General features: G+C 70.6%; 2 protein-coding genes, 1 tRNA gene and 1 pseudogene. All 4 read right to left on the reverse strand.

The features are described 5' to 3' along the window. Positions 1–51: 51 nt before the first annotated feature. The gene (locus tag JKV81_RS06825; RefSeq protein ID WP_202075156.1) at positions 52–777 is read right to left on the reverse strand and encodes a hypothetical protein; all 726 of its coding nucleotides are present in this window, start codon (positions 775–777) and stop codon (positions 52–54) included. A gap of 226 nt (positions 778–1,003) precedes the next feature. After that, positions 1,004–1,077, reverse strand: a tRNA-Lys gene (locus JKV81_RS06830). 91 nt (positions 1,078–1,168) lie between these two features. Continuing rightward, a complete protein-coding gene (locus JKV81_RS06835) occupies positions 1,169–2,737 on the reverse strand; it encodes an amino acid permease (protein ID WP_236055578.1) in 1,569 nt (522 codons plus the stop codon). Positions 2,738–2,840: 103 nt separating this feature from the next. Continuing rightward, positions 2,841–3,085 (reverse strand): annotated as a pseudogene (locus JKV81_RS06840) (DEAD/DEAH box helicase); the annotation flags it as partial.

The raw sequence follows: 3,085 nt of genomic DNA on the forward strand, positions 1-3,085 counted from the left end.
GGGCGTCCCCGGGCCCGGGGACGCCCCTCCAGTGCGTGCGCCCATGCCTTCTCAGCGCTTCCTGCGGGCGGGCCGCGCCTCATCCCTCCCGGACGAACGCTTCCGGCCGGCCGACGCGTCCTCCGCCGCCTTGCGTGCCATCGCCTTCCTGGCGGGCGGGTTCTTCGGCCCGGGCTTCCTCTCCGCCGCCTTGCGCGCCATGGCCCTCTTCGCGGGCGGGTTCTTCGGGCCGGGCTTCCTGTCGGTGGGCTTCTCCGGCCTGGACCTCTGCGCAGAACGACGGCGAGAGGGACGCGCGGGCTCGGGCTCCTCGGGCTCCTCCGCCTCCGCCACGTCCTCGTCGTCCGACGGCTCCTCCTCGTCCGACGGTTCCTCGCCCTCCTCCTCGTCCTCTTCCATCTCCTCGTCGTACTCGGGCTCTTCCTCGTCCTCCGCGTACGAGTCCTCGCCCTCTTCCTCACCGCCCGGCGCTTCCGTCAGGGAGAGCATCCGCTGCTGGAGGTTCTCGCTCAGGGACGCGACACCGCGGTTGGTCATCCCGGACAGGGCCTCTCGCCCGGAGGTCAGCAGCTCCCCGCGTACCTGCTCGCCGAGCTGGGCGAACTGGGGATTCTCGGAGAGCTTCCTGACCCCCTCTTCGATCAGGGCCTTGGGATCGAGCGTCTTACCGGAAGCGACGGCCAGCAGGCCCAGCGCGAGCTTCCCCTGCTTCGTCCTGCCGATGACGTATCCGGCCGCGAGCGCGGCCACGAGTGTGGCTCTGGTGGTGGTGTCCATAGCGGTGCCCTCACACACTTGCGATGGGCGACGGTCGGGCGCAACGCTCGGACCCGAGAGTTTCGCTCGTGTACCCGCCGATCGGCCACCCCCCTCATCCATTGTGCGCGGGATGGGCGAGGACGCCACAAGGGCCGCCGGGGCCACGACGGAGCGCCCCGGCCGGCCGGAGCCGATCGGGGCGCGGAGCCGCAGGTCGAGGGGGCTCCCCCCGCCCTGCACCAGGTAGGCCGTGTGGGACTCGAACCCACAACCAACGGATTAAAAGTCCGCTGCTCTGACCAATTGAGCTAACGGCCCCTGATGGATCACCCCCGAGCATAGCTTCCCCGGACCCGGCAGCCGATCGGGTATCGGCTGCCGGGCCCTGTCGTGGCCGCGGCCGGGCGGGTCAGTCCGTGGTTTCGTCCGTGATCGTGCGCTTGTGATCCGGGGTCGGCGGTACGAGGAACCAGTGGCGGGCCGAGACGAACCACCAGACCGCCGCGAAGCCGAGCACCACCAGGACCGCCAGCGGCGCGTAGTTGAAGCTCTCCCAGGTGACGGGCGAGACCTGGGGCAGCATGAAGAGCACCGTGATCACCCCGACCCAGGTCACCGCGATGACCCCGACGGGCCGGGACCACCGGCCCAGGTGCCACGGTCCCCGGACGAAGTCGTCGCCCCGCAACAGCCGCAGCAGCGTGGGGATGACGTAGGCGATGTAGAGGCCGATGACCGCGATCGACGTCACGGCGGCGTACGCGGTGACGTTGATCAGGTACGGCAGGCCGAGCGCCAGGGCGCCCAGGGCGGCCAGCCAGACCGCCGCGACGGGCGTACGGGTGCGGGGGCTGACCGTGTGCCACACCCGGGAGAACGGCAGCGCCCCGTCGCGCGAGAAGGCGTAGATCATGCGGCTGTTGGCGGTCACCGAGGCCATCCCGCAGAACAGCTGCGCCCCGATCACGACGAGCAGCAGGAGCTTGCCCGTGGTGGCCCCCAGCGCGTCCAGCAGGATCTGCGCGGGCGGGGCGCCGGTCGGGGAGTTCAGGGCGCCGTCGTACGACTGGATGGCGAACGTGAAGCCCAGCAGCAGCACGAAGCCGGCGATCCAGGACGTCCAGATGGACTGGACGATGCCGCGCGGCCCCGCCACGGCCGCGTCATGGGTCTCCTCCGTCATATGGGCGGAGGCGTCGTACCCCGTGAAGGTGTACTGCGCCATCAGCAGGCCGATCATCACGACGTAGAAACCGCTGCCCCAGCCGGTGTTGTTGACGAACTCTGTGAAGACGTACGACGCCGACTGGTGCGAGTCCGGCACGAAGGTGAGCGCGCCCACGATCACGGCGACACCGACGACGTGCCACCACACGCTGACGTTGTTGAGTACGGCGACGATGCCGACCCCGAAGGTGTTCAGCAGGCCGTGCAGGACCAGGATCGCCGCGAAGAGCAGGATCGTACGGCCGGGCGTGACCTCGAAGCCGAACTGGAGGTTCAGGTACGCCCCGAGGAAGGACGCCGCCCCGAAGTCGATGCCCGCGGTGACGGCGACCTGGCCCAGCACGTTGAACCAGCCGGCGAACCACGCCCACGCGGCCGCCGAGCGCGGCGGGGCGAGACGGTGGGCCCAGAAGTACAGGCCCGCGGAGGTCGGGTAAGCCGAACAGATCTCGGCCATCGCCAGGCCGACGAACAGGGTCATCAGGCCGACGCCGACCCAGCCCCAGGTGATGACCGCGGGACCGCCGGTGTTCATGCCGAACAGATACAGCGTCAGACAGCCGGACAGCACCGAGATGATCGTGAAGGAGACCGCGTAATTCGAGAACGCGGACATCCGGCGCGCGAGCACCTGGGTGTAGCCGAGTTCGGCCAGCCGTTCCTCGTCGGAGGTGGGCGCGGGCGCGGGGGCGGAGGCGGCCTGGAGGGCATCGGGCGGTGGCTCTGCCGCCACGGCTTCGTCGTTTGTCATGCCCCCAGCGATGCCCGGGCAGGGACGCCGGAAACGCCCGCGGGGCCCGTACGCCACCGAAGTGTCGTACGGGCCCCGCGGGTCGGTCAGCTGTCAGCCGGACTCAGCCGTTGCGCTTCCAGCGCGGCTTGTCGTCGCGGCGGCCGAAGGTGCCGGTGCCGGTACCCGTGCCGGTGCCACCGCGGTGGTCGTCACGACGGCCGGTCGGCCGGTCGCCGCCACCGGAGCGGAAGCCGCCCGAGGGACGGTCGTCACGACGGTCACGGTTGAACGGACGGTCGCTGCCGCCGGAGCGGAAGCCACCGGACGGGCGCTCGTCACGACGGTCGCGGTTGAACGCCGGACGGT

It is taken from the genome of Streptomyces silvae, assembly GCF_016745505.1.
Lineage (GTDB): Bacteria > Actinomycetota > Actinomycetes > Streptomycetales > Streptomycetaceae > Streptomyces > Streptomyces silvae.